The organism is Haloarcula rara (genome assembly GCF_029338235.1).
GTDB classification, from domain to species: domain Archaea; phylum Halobacteriota; class Halobacteria; order Halobacteriales; family Haloarculaceae; genus Haloarcula; species Haloarcula rara.
The window spans coordinates 1,447,276-1,460,545 of sequence record NZ_CP119785.1; the positions used below are offsets into that span (position 1 = coordinate 1,447,276).

General features: G+C 66.6%; 14 protein-coding genes. 1 reads left to right on the forward strand and 13 read right to left on the reverse strand.

Annotated elements, in window-relative coordinates:
* Positions 1 to 273 precede the first annotated feature (273 nt).
* The 3 genes from P1K32_RS07700 to P1K32_RS07710 form a co-directional block, all read right to left on the reverse strand.
* The gene (locus P1K32_RS07700) at positions 274 to 1,257 is read right to left on the reverse strand and encodes a CapA family protein (RefSeq protein WP_276252087.1); all 984 of its coding nucleotides are present in this window, start codon (positions 1,255 to 1,257) and stop codon (positions 274 to 276) included.
* Positions 1,258 to 1,326: 69 nt separating this feature from the next.
* Positions 1,327 to 1,713 carry a helix-turn-helix domain-containing protein gene (locus P1K32_RS07705; RefSeq protein ID WP_276252088.1) on the reverse strand — a complete coding sequence of 129 codons (387 nt, stop codon included), beginning with the start codon at positions 1,711 to 1,713 and terminating at the stop codon, positions 1,327 to 1,329.
* A gap of 51 nt (positions 1,714 to 1,764) precedes the next feature.
* Positions 1,765 to 2,001: a DUF8001 family protein gene (locus P1K32_RS07710; protein WP_276252089.1), complete on the reverse strand. Its 237-nt coding sequence runs from the start codon at positions 1,999 to 2,001 to the stop codon at positions 1,765 to 1,767.
* Between the two features lie 490 nt (positions 2,002 to 2,491).
* Here P1K32_RS07710 and P1K32_RS07715 point away from each other — a divergent pair, with 490 nt between their 5' ends.
* Positions 2,492 to 3,220, forward strand: a complete 729-nt coding sequence (locus tag P1K32_RS07715) for an SDR family oxidoreductase (RefSeq protein WP_276252090.1) — start codon at positions 2,492 to 2,494, stop codon at positions 3,218 to 3,220.
* Positions 3,221 to 3,293: 73 nt separating this feature from the next.
* Here P1K32_RS07715 and P1K32_RS07720 read toward each other — a convergent pair whose 3' ends face one another.
* The 10 genes from P1K32_RS07720 to P1K32_RS07765 form a co-directional block, all read right to left on the reverse strand.
* The gene (locus P1K32_RS07720; RefSeq protein WP_276252091.1) at positions 3,294 to 3,443 is read right to left on the reverse strand and encodes a hypothetical protein; all 150 of its coding nucleotides are present in this window, start codon (positions 3,441 to 3,443) and stop codon (positions 3,294 to 3,296) included.
* A gap of 449 nt (positions 3,444 to 3,892) precedes the next feature.
* Positions 3,893 to 4,786, reverse strand: coding sequence for an ornithine carbamoyltransferase (gene argF, locus P1K32_RS07725; protein ID WP_276252092.1), 894 nt, complete (start codon positions 4,784 to 4,786; stop codon positions 3,893 to 3,895).
* A 2-nt stretch (positions 4,787 to 4,788) separates the two neighbouring features.
* Entirely contained in the window at positions 4,789 to 5,844 is a 1,056-nt protein-coding gene (locus tag P1K32_RS07730; RefSeq protein ID WP_276252093.1) for a [LysW]-lysine hydrolase, read from the reverse strand.
* Entirely contained in the window at positions 5,841 to 6,968 is a 1,128-nt protein-coding gene (locus P1K32_RS07735) for an aspartate aminotransferase family protein (protein WP_276252094.1), read from the reverse strand. Before P1K32_RS07735 ends, P1K32_RS07730 begins: the two co-directional genes overlap by 4 nt.
* Before the next feature lie 46 nt (positions 6,969 to 7,014).
* Positions 7,015 to 7,851, reverse strand: a complete 837-nt coding sequence (locus P1K32_RS07740) for an acetylglutamate/acetylaminoadipate kinase (protein ID WP_276252095.1) — start codon at positions 7,849 to 7,851, stop codon at positions 7,015 to 7,017.
* 18 nt (positions 7,852 to 7,869) lie between these two features.
* Positions 7,870 to 8,907: an N-acetyl-gamma-glutamyl-phosphate reductase gene (gene argC, locus P1K32_RS07745; protein WP_276252096.1), complete on the reverse strand. Its 1,038-nt coding sequence runs from the start codon at positions 8,905 to 8,907 to the stop codon at positions 7,870 to 7,872.
* A complete protein-coding gene (gene lysX / locus P1K32_RS07750; protein WP_276252097.1) occupies positions 8,904 to 9,839 on the reverse strand; it encodes a lysine biosynthesis protein LysX in 936 nt (311 codons plus the stop codon). Before lysX ends, argC begins: the two co-directional genes overlap by 4 nt.
* A 51-nt stretch (positions 9,840 to 9,890) precedes the next feature.
* A complete protein-coding gene (gene lysW, locus P1K32_RS07755; RefSeq protein ID WP_262179133.1) occupies positions 9,891 to 10,055 on the reverse strand; it encodes a lysine biosynthesis protein LysW in 165 nt (54 codons plus the stop codon).
* Positions 10,056 to 10,217: 162 nt separating this feature from the next.
* A complete protein-coding gene (gene argH / locus P1K32_RS07760) occupies positions 10,218 to 11,717 on the reverse strand; it encodes an argininosuccinate lyase (RefSeq protein WP_276252098.1) in 1,500 nt (499 codons plus the stop codon).
* A 4-nt stretch (positions 11,718 to 11,721) separates the two neighbouring features.
* The gene (locus P1K32_RS07765) at positions 11,722 to 12,969 is read right to left on the reverse strand and encodes an argininosuccinate synthase (RefSeq protein WP_276252099.1); all 1,248 of its coding nucleotides are present in this window, start codon (positions 12,967 to 12,969) and stop codon (positions 11,722 to 11,724) included.
* Between the last annotated feature and the right edge of the window lie 301 nt (positions 12,970 to 13,270).

Below are 13,270 nucleotides of genomic sequence, written 5' to 3' on the forward strand. Positions count from 1 at the left end.
GATGGCCCCATCCGGCAAAAGTCGGACGGTTACGGGCTAGGAGGGGGATTCGGATTGGACGTCGGTACAGGAGCCACCACGGAATACACGAGGGCGAAGCCAAACAGCGAACACGCCGTGCAGACCGACGACACCGCCAACAGCCAGAAAGCCCCGACAGGCTGGACTCGGGAGGCTCGCTGTGCGCTTCGTCACTCCCTCCGGTCGCTCCTGCAGTGCTTCAGCCTGTCGCCCCTTTCTGGCTATGGCTAGCTATTGGAGATACGACCGCGGTCAGCACTCCACTAACAGCGCCTCGCCCTCGCGTTCAAACGCCGTCCCGAACTCACGACTCCGCTGTCGAATCGCCTCGCGACACCACCGAGCCACGTCGCCAGCAGCCAGGTGGACGGCGCAGTTCCGTATCTCGACGGGGACGAGCCGGAGGTCCTGTGGCGTTCCGGCGTCCGAGACGGTCAGTTCGAACAGGAAGCTGTGGTCGTTACGCAGCGCGTCGTCGACGGCGTAGTCGTCGACGAAGTCGCCACAGTCGTACATGAGGAGGCCGTCGTCTGCGACCTCGATGGCTTTGAACACGTGGGCGCTGTGACCGTGGACGACGTCGACGCCCCGGTCCAGCAGCCAGTGGCCAACCTCGTGGTGGTGGTCGAACACCTCGGTGGTCATGTTTGGCCCCCAGTGCAGCGAGGCGACCAGCAGGTCGGGGTCGGTCACCAGGGCGTTGTCGACGGCAGTCGCCAGTGTCTCCCACTCAGTGGGGTCGTCGAGCGCCGTCCGGGCGACGCCGGGGCTGTCCGGACCGGCAGCGTACTCGGGAGTGTTGTCGGTCGCCGAGACGAACGCGACCGTGAGGTCGCCGACGGCCACCGTCGCGGGCGCCCACGCCTCGCCCTCGTCACGGCCCGCGCCGCTGTGGGCGATGTCGGCCGCCGAGAGCGCATCGAGCGTGTCCAGGAGCGCGGACTCCTCGAAGTCAAGCAGGTGGTTGTTCGCCAGCGTCGCCCAGTCGACGCCGGCGGCGGTGAGCGCGGGCACCGCCCACTCGGGGTCGGCACGGAAGTGGAAGGGGCGACGGGTGCGCTGCCAGGGCCGGCCCCGCGTCGACAGCGCACACTCCAGATTGACAAACAGCGCATCCAGCGCCTGCAGGCGCGACAGCACGCCGTCCCAGACGGCATCGACCGCGCGCGTCCCCTGGCGCTCAGAGACGTTGCGCCCGAGCATCACGTCACCCGTGAAACCGAGCGTGAATGGCATATGCTACCGTACGACTCGCTCGGGAAAATGACCATCGGTCGCGTCGCCGTCAGGCAGACAGGACCGCCGTCAGACCGTATCACCGTCGAAGGAATCGATGCTGTCGTGGACCGCCGCCGCCCACCCGTCCAGGGCCTCGTGCATCAGTTCGCGGGCCTCCTCGAGCGGAGTCGCAGTGTACTGATAGACGTGGCCGCCGCCGTCGAGCAGGCGGCGCTCGCGCTTTGCCAGCCCCTTCTCACGCAGTGTCGACAGCGAGCGGTTGACGTTCGAGCGGTCCCGCTCCAGGGCGCTGGCCAGCTCCTCGACGGTGCTGCCCGGCGTCGAGAGCAGCGTCCGATAGGTGCGAACCTCGTGGCTCTGGACGCCGAAGACACACGCCATCACCTCCGCGAAGTCCGGGTCGTCGGTGGCCATCAGGTCGCGGAACTGTTCGGGTGAGGGGTCGAGACTCATGTGTGAGCGGATAGACACGCCGGGCGCATAAACGGGGTCGTTACCTCGAACTCACCCGTCGTCACGCCCGTACCCCTGCTTCTGGAGGCAGCTGCGCATCTCTTCGCGGGAGTGGTGTTTGTGCAGCCGCGTCGGCGTATCGCAGTACCAGACGCCGTCATAGCGCAGTGTCACCTCGTGTGACGACCCCAGGAACTCCGTCCGGACGACGACACGCTGGCCCGACTCCAGTGCGTCCAGCAGCTCCTCGATGTCCGCCTCTCCGGCGTCGACGACAAGTGGCTCCATCGTCTGTCGGTACCGGGGCCAGAAACTTATACTGGTGGCTGTACCAAACTGACGTAATTTGCCACCCCGGGGTGGCAAATAGCGTTCCGAACGTACAGCCACCAGTAGCAGCCTCGGGAGAATGTGCCGACCTGTCACGAACGGCACAGAGGGTACCGTTTCGGGTGGAACGACTGTGTGTACTGTTCCCGAACGGAGGGGAAAGGGTGTGGTTTCGAGTGGAAACGGCGCCCTGACGGGTGGCCCGGGACTCCGCTCAGCCGAATCACGTCGACGACACAGATGACGTACACCAGCGGCGCAAAGAGGAGAAAGAGGAAGCCGATGGGGACGAACCTCAGGATAGTGGTTCCAGACGCGGCGTGGTGGCGTCGTCCCGCTCCGCGACCCGCCGGCGCCACTGGCCCGCACCCGCCGCTGACGCGGTCGCACTTCTGGTGCCCGCCGAACTGACACAACTTCTATACTCGTCTCGGTCGGGGATGTCACTATGAAAGACGACACTGTCCTGGTCACGGGCGCGAGTTCGGGTATCGGCGCAGCGACGGTCCGGCGGGTCGCCGCCGACGGAGCGGACGTGGCGCTGCTGGCCCGCAGCGAGGACCTGCTCCAGGAACTGGCCGACGAGGTCGCCGCCGACCACGGCGTCGAGACCCACGTCGTCCCGGCCGACGTTCGCGACAGCGCCGAGGTCGCGGCCGCCGTCGAGTCCACCGTCGAGACGCTCGGCCCGCTCACCGGTGTCGTCGTCAACGCCGGGCTCGCCCGCGGCAGCGACATCGAGACGATGACCGACGAGGCGTTCCAGACGATGCAGGGTGTCAACGTCGACGGCGCCTTCTTTACCGCCCGCGAGTCGCTTGCCCCGCTCCGCGAGACGGCCGGCAACATCGTCTTCATCGGGAGCTTCGCCGGGAAGTACCCCCGGCCGTTCAACCCGGTCTACGCCGCGACGAAGTGGTGGGTTCGCGGCTTCGCGATGAGCCTCGCCGCACAGGTCGGCGAGGACGACATCGGCGTCACCGTCGTCAATCCGTCTGAGGTCCGCACGGAGTTCGAGAGCGCCGACGGCACCCCCTTCGAGGAGGTGTTCGCGGAAGGCGAGGTGACCGAACCCGAGGAAGTCGCCGACGCCGTCGCCTTCGCGCTCGGGCAAGAGACGCCGACGACGGTCAACGAACTCGACGTCTATCGCCGCGACAAGTTCTCCCACTTCTGAGACCGCGGCCGTCGTCGTTCACCCGGTCGTTGGGCCGGCGCCGGGAGCGTGGCACCGACCACGCCGCCGTCCGTCAGGACTGCCCGTCGCCGCGCAGTGTGGCCTCGAAACACAGTGGACAGAGCGAGACGAACCCCGGAAGACGCTGGACCTCGCGATACGGTTTGCCGCAGTCCTCGCAATACGTCGGCGTCCCGTCGGGGAGCGAGTTCCGGCCACTCATCTGGCGGCCCCCTCTGGCAACCGCTCGCGTAGTTCGGGACGAACGGCGTCGTGACGTGTCCGGCCCTCAGACGGCGGTGACCCGTGCCGTATCTGGTTGGGAAGTTGCCACGTATTCTGACAGTTGTTGTAGCTTATAGTACGTTGCTGGGCACTCGATTCGTCCATCAATTCCATATGTACTCAGCGTCGTACTAATACCATTCTTAGAATAACTATAACAACGTATCCGATATGTATTCTTATCCAATAAGATAGAATAAGTGCGAGAGTTCCCCAGCGGCTATCGGAGAGACACGCTGTATCTGGCCCGCTAGGCTGAGACCGTTCTGAACGGACACTGCCACACAGAACGTGGGAAATAGCCGCTCGCGTCGCTCCACGGGTCACTCCGTTCCCCGTTCCGCATCGAGGGGCGTGCTACGCACGCCCCTCGCTTCGCTCGCGGTACTAGCCCTGTTCGGACAGCCACGCCAGCAGCCCTTTCTGGGCGTGCAATCGATTCTCCGCCTGGTCCCACACCACCGCGTTCTCGGACTCGATGGCGTCGTCGGTGACCTCCTCGCCGCGATGAGCTGGCAGGCAGTGCATCAGTTTGCGGTCGCCAAGCAGGTCGGTCGTGACCTGGAAGCCGTCGAACTCCGCGAGTTTCGCATCGCGTTTGTCCTCCTCGCCCATGCTGACGAAGACGTCGGTGTAGACCACGTCAGCGCCGGACACGGCCGCCTCGGGGTCGTGAGTGGTCTCTGGGGCGGTACCAAGGTCGTCGGCGCGAGCGAGCACGTCGTCGTCGACCTCGTACCCCTCGGGCGTGGCGACGGTCAGCTCGAGGTCGACCATCGCCGCGCCCAGGACGAACGACTGGCAGACGTTGTTGCCGTCGCCGACCCAGGCCACGGAGACGTCATCGAAGCCGCCGAACTGCTCTCGCACTGTCAGCAGGTCCGCGAGCGTCTGGCAGGGGTGGGCGTCGTCGGTCAGGGCGTTGATGACCGGGACGTCGCTGTACTCGGCCAGCTCCTCGACGTCCGCGTGGTCGTAGACGCGAGCCATGACGAAATCGACGTACCGCGCCAGCGCGCGGGCGGTGTCCTTGACCGGCTCGCCGTGGCCGAGATGGATGTCGTCGGGGCCCAGGAAGATGGCGTGACCGCCAAGCTGTGTCATCCCCGTCTCGAAGGAGACCCGCGTCCGCGTCGAGGGTTTCTCGAATATCATCCCCAGTGTCTGCTGGTCAAGCAGGTCGCTGGCGTCCTCGCCGTCCGGACCTTTGATATCGGCAGCGCGGTCCAGCACGGCGGTCAGTTCGTCGGTCGTGAGGTCGTCGACGTCGAGTAGGTGCATGGTTACAGCAGGCGTTCGGTCACGTCCGTGAGGACGCTGACTGCGCGGTCGTACTCCGCGAGGTCGATGTGTTCGTTCGGCGCGTGGTCGAGGTCGGAGTCGCCGGGCCCGTAGGTCACCATCGGGCAGTCCCAGGCCCGCGCGTAGACGTTCATGTCGCTGGTCCCGGTCTTTCGCAACAGTGTGGGGTCACCGCCGTGGTCCCGGATGGCCGCTCGGAACGCCCGCGCGACGCCGGTTCGAGGGCTCTGCATGACGGGCTCGACCTTGTCGTCCCAGTTGACGGTGCCGTTGCCCAGGTGGCCATCGGCCATCTCGCGTATCTCGTCGGTCGAATACTCCGGGGGCACCCGGAGTTGGACCTGCATGGTGGCCTCGACGGAGAGGCCGTCCTCGGAGGTCCCCCCGCGGAAGTCCACGGGCTTGCAGGTGACCCGCTCGAAGACAGGGTGCCACTCGTCCTTGGCGAACTCGTCTTCCACCGCGGCCCACCAGTCCATCGCGTCCTGGATGGCGTTGTTCTCCGGCCGCGAGGAGTGACCGGACTCGCTCGTAGCGACGTACGTGCCACCCAGCAGGCCACGGTAGCCAAGCGTGATACCCTCCCAGCCGGAGGGCTCGCCGTTGATGACGGCGTCGGGCTCGCTGTCCCTGTCTTCGACGAGGTAGCGCCCGCCCTTCGAGTCCACTTCCTCGCCGACGACACCGACGAAGGAGGCCCCGGTGCGGACGGCGGCGACGGCCATCGAGCACAGCGGCCCCTTCGCGTCGACGGAGCCACGGCCCCACAGCACCTCGCCGTCGTCGGTCTCCTCGACCCGGACCGGGATGTCGCCCGGCACAGTGTCGATGTGAGAGGTCAGGAGAACGCCGTCGTCGGCCGGCGCGCGGACGTTGCCGACCTCGTCTAGCCACACCTCGCGGTCGTGGGCCTCGAAGAACGCTTTGAGCCGTTCGGCGGCCTCGGCCTCGTTGCGCGAGACCGAGGGGATGCGAACGACGTCCTCCAGCAGTTCACGGGCCTCGCCGTCGGCCTCGCTGGCGACCGCCTCGCTCATCCCACGACCTCCGTCATCGCTTCGACCACGTCGTCGGCGTGGCTCTCGTCGATGGTCAGGGGCGGGAGCAGGCGGACGACCGTTCGACCGGCCGGCAGCGCGAGGATACCGTGGTTCAGCGCGAGTTGCTTGAGCGCCTTGTTCGCGCCCCGACCCACCTCGACACCGATCATCAGGCCCTCACCGCGAATCTCGCGGACCTCGTCGCCGATGGCGGCTTCGAGTTCGGTCTGGAGGTACTCGCCCATCGCGGCGGCGTTCTCGGGGACATCGTCCTCGACGATGGTCGAGACGGTCGCGCCGGCGGCCGCGGAGATGACCGGCCCGCCGGAAAACGTCGAAGCGTGGGAGCCGTAGTTCTCTGCAATCCAGTCCCGACACAGCGTCGCGCCGATGGGGAGGCCGTTGCCCAGCCCCTTGGCAGACGTTATCATGTCCGGGGCGACGTCGGCCCGCAGGGAGTTCCACAGCGCTCCCGTTCTACCCATCCCGGTCTGGACCTCGTCGAAGACGAGCGCCGCGCCGGCCTCGGCGGTTATCTCGCGGGCCGCCTCGAGGTAGCCCGGCGAGGTCGGGTTGATGCCGCCCTCGCCCTGGACGGGTTCGACGATGAACGCGGCGGTGTCCTCGTCGACGGCCTCGGAGAGCGCCTCGGCGTCGTCGTAGGGGACAAACTCCACGTCGCCGATGAGCGGCTCGTAGGGCTTCTTGTACTTGTTCTTCCAGGTGGTCGCGAGCGCCCCCATGGTGCGGCCGTGAAAGCCCTGCATCGTCGCGACAATCTTCGAGTTGCCCGTCGCCGACCGGGCGAATTTGAGCGCCGCTTCGTTGGCTTCGGTCCCCGAGTTACAGAGCCAGGTCTTCTCTATTGGGTCGGGCGCGGTGTCCGCGAGCAGGTCGTACAGCGCCGTCCGCTCGGCGTTGGGGTAGGAGGCCTGCACGTAGGTTATCTTCTCCAGTTGCTCGGCGACGGCGGACTGGACGGCCTCGTGGCCGTGGCCAAGCGGGACACAGGCGTAGGAGGCGCCCATATCGAGGTACTCGGTGCCGCTTTCGTCGTAGACGTAGGCACCGTCGCCGCGTGCTATCTGAATCGGCTTCTCGTTGAAGACGAAGCCGCTCACAGCGACGCACCTCCGGCCGTCGCGCCGTCGACGCGTGTCTCGGGAGTCATTGTTCCTCCGTTACAGCCTCGGCCTTGATATGTGTCCCGTCACCGGAGAGCGCCGACAGAATCGGTTCGTCGGCGTTGGCGTCGGCGACAACGACCTCTGGCGACCCTCCTGAAAGGGCCTCCTCGGCGGCCATTATCTTCCGGCCCATGAACCCCTCGGCGGCGTCCTCCAGGTCGGCCCAGTCGTCGCTCGTCTCGACGGACTCGATGAGCGTCGACGGGTCCTCGGGGTCCTCGTAGACCCCGGAGACGTCGGTCAGCAGGACGAGCGTCGCGTCGAGTTCGCCGGCGATGGCGGCCGCCGAGCGGTCGGCGTCCGTATTCACTGGAATCACCTCGCCGTCGTCGTCTCCGGCCATGGGTGGCGCGGCGACCGGCGTGTAGCCATCAGACAGGAGCGACTCCAGCAGGTCGCCGTTGACCTGCTTGATGGTGCCCGAGTGGTCGCCCCGCTTGATTTTCTTTTTCCCGTCCTCGACGACGCGGACGGCGGACTTCCGGGGGCCGTAGAGCAGTTTGCCGTCGACGCCGTTCAGTCCCACCGCCTCGACGCCTTCGCTCTGGAGCCCGGCGACCAGCTGGGTGTTGAGGTGGCCAAAGGCCATCTCGAACACCTCCATGGTCGTCTCGTCAGTGAACCGGCCGACGACGCCGCTTGGCGTCTCGACGTACTCCGGCTCGATGCCGAGCCGTTCGAGCGTCTCGTCGACCTTGGTGGAGCCGCCGTGAACCACGACGACGTCCTCACCATCGGATACTAACGATGCGACGTCCGCGAGCGCCCCTGCTGGGTCAACAGCACGAGCACCGCCTACCTTGATTACTACAGTCATGAAAATCCTCTCCAGGTGTTACGGTGCGCCGACGGGGTGGAGTCCCTGGAACTCCAGGCCCGCCGTCTCCTCGATGCCGAGCGCGATGTTGGCTGCGTGGACGGCCTGTCCGGCCGACCCCTTCATCATGTTGTCGATGGCCGAGAACACAACCAGCCGCTTGTTCCCGGGGTCGAGCTCGAAGCCGACCTCCGCGCGATTCGTGCCCGCGACGGCCTTCGGTTCGGGGTAGCGGTAGACGCCGCCACCGCCGGAGACGAGTTCGACGAACGGTTCGTCCTCGTACTGGCCCCGATAGGCGCCCCAGAGGTCGCCCTTCGAGACGGGGCCGTCGGGGAAGACGTGACAGGTCGCGCTGGCGCCACGGACCATGTCGACGGCGTGGACAGTAAAGGAAACGTCGACGCCGAGGAACTGCTGAATCTCGGCCTCGTGGCGGTGGCCCGTCGGAGCATACGGGCGGACGACGCCCGAGCGTTCCGGATGCGAGGAGGCCTCGCCGCCGCCGGCGCCGCCCTCGCTGGAGCCGACCTTCACGTCGACGACGATCTGCTCGTCGCCGCTCAGAATCCCGTGCTCGAAGAGGGGAAGCAGGCCCAGGATTGTGGCCGTGGCGTTACAGCCGCCCGACGCGATGAGCTCCGCTCCTTCGAGGTTCTCGCGGTTGAGTTCCGGCAAGGCGTACTCCGAGTCGGCCAGCAGCTCCGGCCGGGTGTGGCCGTCGTACCACTCGTCGTACTGGGCCTCGCTGTCGAGGCGGAAGTCCGCCGAGAGGTCGACGACGGTGTCTGCGGCGTCCTGGAATTCGTCTATCTGCTCCATCGAGACGCCGTGGGGCGTCGCCGCAAAGAGGACGTCGACGCTTTCGAGCTCCGCCGGGTCCGAAAAGCGCATCTCGGAGTGACGCAGGTTCGGGTGGGTGTTCCCGATGGTCTTGTTCTCCTTCGAGCGGCTGGTGGCCTGTGCGAGTTCGAACTCGGGGTGGCCATCGATGAGGCGAAGCAACTCGCCGCCGGTGAAACCTGAGCCACCGACGACGCTGGCCGAGTATGTCATGCAGTGGTCTCTGTGCCGCTCTTGCTTTGTGCCTTCGATTCGAGCCAGTCGACGACCTCGCCTGGCACGTCGACGTCGCTGACTTCGTTGAGCGCCTTGAACTCGACGGTGTGGTTGACCTCGTGGACCGTGTAGTCGTCGAATTCGTAGTCTCGCGGGTCGCTCTGCTCCCCGCTCGACGTCTGGGTGTCGCTTCGCGACACCCCAGTCTCCATCAGGTCGATGCCGAGCAGGCCGCCACCCACTGCGTCGGATGCCTTCTCGACCAGTTCCAAGGCCCGGTCGTCCAGTTCGAAGGTGTCGGTCTCAGCGCCCTTCGCGGCGTTGGTGAGCCAGTGGTCCGACGAGCGGACCATCGCGGCGACCGGCTCGCCGTCGACGGCCAGCACGCGGATGTCGCGGCCGGGCTTGTCGACGAACTCCTGGACGTAGAATATCTTGTGCTCGTAGTGGCCCAGCGTCTCCTTGTGCTCCAGGATGGCCTCGGCAGCGTCGCGGGAGTCGATTTTCGCCATCAGCCGGCCCCACGAGCCGACGACGGGTTTGAGCACGCAGGGGTAGCCAAAGTCCTCGATGGACTGGAGTGCGGCGTCCTTGGTGAAGGCCACGTCGGTGTCCGGCGTCGGGACGCCGGCCTCGACCAGGGCGAGGCTGTTCTTGACCTTGTCCGCACAGACCTCGGCCACGTCGGGGCCGTTGACGACGGGGACGTCGTAGGCCTCCGCGAACTTCGTCGCGTAGACGCTACGGGAGGTCGATAAGCAGCGGTCGACGACGATGTCGAGGTCCTCGAAGGCCTCGGGGGCCTCGCTGATGTTGAACTGCTGTTTGCGAACGTCGATCTTCGTGATATCGTGGTCGCGCTCGCGCAGTTCCGAGAGCAGGAGCTTCTCGTCCTTGCGGATACGCGAGTAGAGGAGTCCGATGTTCATGCTGTTTCCTCCGTGTGCGTCACGGCGGCGCCTCGCGCCACCGCCACCACCTCACTCACCCCAGTCCTCTTCGAGCTCGGGGGCGCTGTCGAGCTCGACGGGGTCGGTACCGATGACTTCGAGCTCGGCGCCACAGGTGGAACAGTCGACTATCTCTCCGACTTCGAGGCTGTCGTGCAGGGAGACCTCCGCCCCGCACTCGATGCAGTCTGCCATTGTACCTTGCTATGACCGACGTATCTACTTAAAACCATCGAACCTATCAGATAAAATTACACACCCACACTCCACTCTAATGGCGTTAGAAGTCCGTCATCCGCATGTGTCCGATTTCTGTATCAGATTTCTGGTATAATAGCCCCGCGAGGGGGTCGTCGTTCAGACATACTCCTCGACCTCCGTCTGTAGACGGTCACGTGCGCCGGAGACCGCCGCCTCGGCCGCCGCTATCTGTTCACTGTGGCTCGCCAACACGTCGTCGGCCGCCGAGAGCTGTGCCGCGACCGCTTCTGGGGCCGGGCCGCCTCTGGAGTTCCGCATCGCGACGCTCTCGGTCGGGTCGAGCGCAGCCTCGACTGCCTCTCGGTCGACGTACTCGGAGAGTGGGTCGCCCAGCACGTCCTCGGCGACCGCAGAGAGTTCGTCGTAGTCGGGGGCGTCCCGGTCTGGACCGAGTTGGGCCGCCACCTCGGCGACCACCTCGTGTGCGGTGCGGAACGGCACCCCGGCCATCGCCAGGAGGTCCGCGACGCCGGTCGCGGTGGCAAAGCCCTCGCTCGCTGCGGCTTCGAGCCGCTCGGCGGGCCAGTCGGCCGTCCCGACGGCGCCCGCCGCGACTTTGACGCTCTCGCTGGCGCTGTCGATGGCGTCCCAGGCGTGCCGTCCCGCCCGCTGCAGGTCGCGGTTGTACGCGCGGGGCTGGCCCTTGAGGTTGGTCAGTAGCCCGTTGAGTCCCGCGGTCGCGTCGCCCGTGCGCCCACGGACCAGTTCCAGCGTGTCGGGGTTCTTCTTCTGGGGCATGATGGAACTCGTCGAGGCGTAGTCGTCGTCGAGTTCGACGTGGCCCTTGCTCGCCATCACGACCACGTCCTCTGCCAGTTGCGAGAGCGTCGTCGCCAGCCCCGCGACGGCGCTGGTCACCTCGACGAGGAAGTCCCGCGTCGCCGAGGCGTCCATGGAGTTCTCCGCGACACCCTCGAACCCCAGCAGTTCGGCCGTGCGCTCCCGGTCCACGTCGAAGGGCGTCCCGGCGAAAGCCGCCGCGCCAAGCGGGTTCCGGTTGACGCGCTCGTAGGCGTCGAACAGCCGGGCAGTGTCCCGTTGCAGGGCCTGCTCGTAGGAGCATATCCAGTGAGCCACCGTCGTCGGCTGGGCGGGCTGGAGATGCGTATAGCCCGGCATCACCGTCTCGGTCTCGGCGCGAGCGACCTCGAGCAACTGCTCGCGCGCGCCCACGAGCGTCTCGAGGAGTTCGAGGACGTCCTCGCGCAGACGGTAGCGGATACACGCTGCGACCTCGTCGTTGCGCGAGCGCGCGGTGTGCATCTTCCCGCCGTCGGGGCCGACGCGGTCGATGACCGCGCTCTCGATGGCCTCGTGGACGTCCTCGCCGTCCGGCAGTTCGCCGTGGCCGGCGTCCTCGATGTCCTCGAGAGCGGCCAGAATCTCGCCGGCGGTCCCGGCGTCGACGATGTCCTGCTCTACGAGCATCACGACGTGGGCGCGGTCGACGGCCAGGTCCGCCGCGAAGATGCGCTCGTCGTCGGCAAGCGAGGAGAGAAACGAGCGGGCGGGGCCGCCGCTGAAGCGGTCGCGGCGGACGGCCGTCTGGTCGGCCCCCGCGTCAGTGCCGTCGTCGGCCTCGTGCTCCTCGCTCATCCGCTTATTCCTCCGATTCGTCGCCCGAACCGTCCGCAGCGGCCGTCCCCGTCTTTGCGTCTTCGAGGATGTCGTTTGCCAGACGCGACTGGAAGCCGTGGTACTTCGCGACGCCGGTGGCGTCCTGCTGGGTGATCCCACCGGTGATGGCCTCCTCGTCGAAGGACGCGGCGGACTCGCTGTAGACGGCGTACGCCGATTCGCGCGAGACCGGGCGGCAGTGGCCACCCTCCATCTTCACGGTCACCGTGCCGGTGACGCGCTCGTTCGTGTCGTCGATGAAGGCCTCCAGCGCGCCGGTCAGGGGCGCGTCGACGAGGCCCTCGTAGGCCTTCTGGGACCACTGCTGGTCGACCTGGGCCTTGAACTGGCGCTCTTCCTGGGTGAGCACGAGCCCTTCGAGGGCCTCGTGAGCGGTCAGGAGCACGGTCGCGGCGGGGTGTTCGTAGTTCTCGCGGACCTTCAGCCCGAGCATGCGGTCCTCCATCATGTCCGTGCGGCCGATGCCGTGGGCGCCGGCCTGCTCGTTGAGCTGTTCGACCAGTTCGACCGAGCCCAGCTCCTCGCCGTCGACGGCGACCGGTTCGCCGTCCTCGAAGGTGATTTCGACGAGTTCGGGGGACTTGCCCGAGGGGTTCTCGGTCCACTTGTAGATGTCGTCGGACGGAATCGTGCTGGGGTCCTCGAGTTCGGAGCCCTCGATAGAGCGGCTCCAGAGGTTCGTGTCGATGGAGTAGCGACCGCCGTCACCGCCCTCGACGGGCAGGCCCTGCTCGCGGGCGTACTCGTTTTCCCACTCGCGGGTCAGGCCCAGTTCGCGCACCGGGGCGATGACCTCCAGGTCCGAGTCGCGCCAGATGGCCTCGAAGCGCAGCTGGTCGTTGCCCTTCCCGGTACAGCCGTGGGCGATGCCGTCACAGCCCTCCTCCTCGGCGACCGAGAGGATGGCCTTCGCGATGACGGGACGGGCAAGCGCGGTGCCCAGCGGGTAGCCCTGGTAGTCGGCGTTGGCCTTGACGGCCTTGAGACAGAGGTCGGCGAACTCCTCTTTGGCGTCGACGACGTACTGCTCGACGCCGAGCGCTTCGGCCGTCTCCGCGGCCTCCTCGAACTCGTAGTCGGGCTGGCCGACGTCGACCGTGACGCCGATGACCTCGTCGTAGCCGTACTCCTCTTTGAGCAGCGATACGCAGACCGTGGTGTCGAGCCCGCCCGAGAAGGCGAGCGCGACGGTGCCGTTTCCGTCTGTCATGGATGTGTAGTCGGTTGTTACCGTGGTGTGACTGTCGGTTTTAGATGCGAAGGGTCGTTGTACCGAATTCGCGGTGTTCGCCGACTTCAACTCGGCGATATCCCGAAATGGTTACAACGACCCTTCGACGCGCCGGACAGCCGACCGGCCGTGGTTTGAAACGAGTCGAACCGTGGAGAGGAGAGGTAGTAGTGGGCCTAACGGGGGGCCCGCCGTCGGTTCCGGCGTCGGATAGCATCCGACCGAGCGGCGAAAACGCGAGCAGACCCGTCGCTGGCGGCGGCGAGCGCCCCAGTATCGA

What these genes read in the sequence shown, in the direction of transcription:
- P1K32_RS07700 (WP_276252087.1), bottom strand. Translation starts at nt 1,257, where the DNA reads ATGCCATTCACGCTCGGTTTCACGGGTGACGTGATGCTCGGGCGCAAC.
- P1K32_RS07705 (WP_276252088.1), bottom strand. Translation starts at nt 1,713, where the DNA reads ATGAGTCTCGACCCCTCACCCGAACAGTTCCGCGACCTGATGGCCACC.
- P1K32_RS07710 (WP_276252089.1), bottom strand. Translation starts at nt 2,001, where the DNA reads ATGGAGCCACTTGTCGTCGACGCCGGAGAGGCGGACATCGAGGAGCTG.
- P1K32_RS07715 (WP_276252090.1), top strand. Translation starts at nt 2,492, where the DNA reads ATGAAAGACGACACTGTCCTGGTCACGGGCGCGAGTTCGGGTATCGGC.
- P1K32_RS07720 (WP_276252091.1), bottom strand. Translation starts at nt 3,443, where the DNA reads ATGAGTGGCCGGAACTCGCTCCCCGACGGGACGCCGACGTATTGCGAG.
- argF (WP_276252092.1), bottom strand. Translation starts at nt 4,786, where the DNA reads ATGCACCTACTCGACGTCGACGACCTCACGACCGACGAACTGACCGCC.
- P1K32_RS07730 (WP_276252093.1), bottom strand. Translation starts at nt 5,844, where the DNA reads ATGAGCGAGGCGGTCGCCAGCGAGGCCGACGGCGAGGCCCGTGAACTG.
- P1K32_RS07740 (WP_276252095.1), bottom strand. Translation starts at nt 7,851, where the DNA reads ATGACTGTAGTAATCAAGGTAGGCGGTGCTCGTGCTGTTGACCCAGCA.
- argC (WP_276252096.1), bottom strand. Translation starts at nt 8,907, where the DNA reads ATGACATACTCGGCCAGCGTCGTCGGTGGCTCAGGTTTCACCGGCGGC.
- lysX (WP_276252097.1), bottom strand. Translation starts at nt 9,839, where the DNA reads ATGAACATCGGACTCCTCTACTCGCGTATCCGCAAGGACGAGAAGCTC.
- lysW (WP_262179133.1), bottom strand. Translation starts at nt 10,055, where the DNA reads ATGGCAGACTGCATCGAGTGCGGGGCGGAGGTCTCCCTGCACGACAGC.
- argH (WP_276252098.1), bottom strand. Translation starts at nt 11,717, where the DNA reads ATGAGCGAGGAGCACGAGGCCGACGACGGCACTGACGCGGGGGCCGAC.
- P1K32_RS07765 (WP_276252099.1), bottom strand. Translation starts at nt 12,969, where the DNA reads ATGACAGACGGAAACGGCACCGTCGCGCTCGCCTTCTCGGGCGGGCTC.